Source organism: Sporobacter termitidis DSM 10068 (genome assembly GCF_900130065.1).
Taxonomy (GTDB): domain Bacteria; phylum Bacillota; class Clostridia; order Oscillospirales; family Oscillospiraceae; genus Sporobacter; species Sporobacter termitidis.
On the sequence record NZ_FQXV01000036.1, the window covers coordinates 1 to 1,440 of the forward strand.

Annotated in this window: 2 protein-coding genes; both read left to right on the forward strand. The window is 48.5% G+C overall.

Going from position 1 to position 1,440, the window contains the following annotated elements:
• A partial coding sequence (locus BUB60_RS20360) for a hypothetical protein (protein ID WP_200796659.1) occupies window positions 1-946 on the forward strand: 946 nt, incomplete at its 5' end.
• A 1-nt stretch (window position 947) separates the two neighbouring features.
• Window positions 948-1,151, forward strand: a complete 204-nt coding sequence (locus tag BUB60_RS19995; protein WP_143162440.1) for a hypothetical protein — start codon at window positions 948-950, stop codon at window positions 1,149-1,151.
• The last annotated feature ends 289 nt before the right edge of the window (window positions 1,152-1,440 follow it).

Consider the following 1,440-nt stretch of genomic DNA (forward strand, 5'->3'; position numbering starts at 1 on the left):
CAATCTTTCGGAAAATGCGCAGGCGGCCCATCCGGGCCTTTATCTCGCGGGCAACCTTGCCGGCAATGCGGCGCTGACGGCCGCCGGAGGCGGGGTGCTGAGGGGGTTCGGCATAGCAAGTCAGGCGGCGAGAGACGGCATAATGTTCGGCGTGCTGGGGGCCGTCGGCTCTGCCGCAAATCAGGATTGGAGCAAGGCCGGAAAAGCAGCTCTGAACACCGCCATCGGCGGCGGGCTCAGCGCATTGGGCGGCTATCTCGGGGGAAAAGCCGCGGAGACGGCGGGAGCATACCTCGACCAGTGGGCCCGTGTCAAAGGAGGGAACGAACTGCCCGAATACCGGCCGAGCCTTGCAAACAGCAAGGGTGAGGGATATAATGGAAACCGAGAAAGGGTATACGAGACTGTAAAAGGTCTGGGGAAGAGGGCTGAAAATAGTACTCAGGGCGCGGGGAATGATGCCCACAACGCTTACCTCAAAATGCTGGATGAGCTGGAGGCAGCAAGAAAATCCGGCATGACAGCCCGGGAGTTTGCAATGAGCAAGGGCGTACCAAGCTCATTGACAGACGAAGAAGCCGCGTTATTGGACAAGTACAATCTGAGAATGTACACTGAGGGCGCGGGGAATGTAAATTTTGACAGTAAAAAATTATTAAATTCAGGAAATCAGTTAGACAAAGGAGGTGAACTAACAAAAGCCGGTAGAGCTTTAGAAAAACACGGAAGCAGATATGGTAGCATTTATCCTCAAGCAACTGGTAATGTTGCCAATAAAAACGCACTCGGAAATCAGACCTTGGAATCTATACTTAACAATCCTAATGCCACTTCAATAACAAGATATCATGCTATGTATGGAGATGTTTTAGAGATTAAGATTCCTGGTGGAATGGGTGCAAGATTTTCTGCTGATGGTAGTGCCTTTATCGGATTTTTGGAATGATGTGGATAATTTTGAATTTATTTTAACAAGCTATGGCGATTGTGATGACTTTGTAGTGGAAATTTGGTATCAAAATAATTTGATAGCCATTGTAAAAGATAATGATGAAATACAATTGTTCGATGAAAATAAAAATAAAGCAATTGTAGCAAGTAATCTGTTTGATTCTGCCGTAGAAGTCGCAAAGAAAAAATTAAAAGGTTAACTCCTAGGGCTGATGTGCGTAGCGCGGGACGCTTTACGACCCCGGCGCTTAACCTCATCGTTTTCGATGATCCTAATAGCGCTTAACAAAAAGACAGGTTGAACAATCAAAGACCTCGGGTGAATGAATCCGAGGTTTTTGCTTTAATTGACGAGATAGGAACGAAGGGGCAGGGCGAACCGCCTTAACGTCGCATAAGCTTTATTGGTCGCACGGGGACCCGACCTTGCTGACGCGGGAGGAAGTGCGGCAATATAATACCTTAACGGGCCTGTCGGGCGCGCTGGAA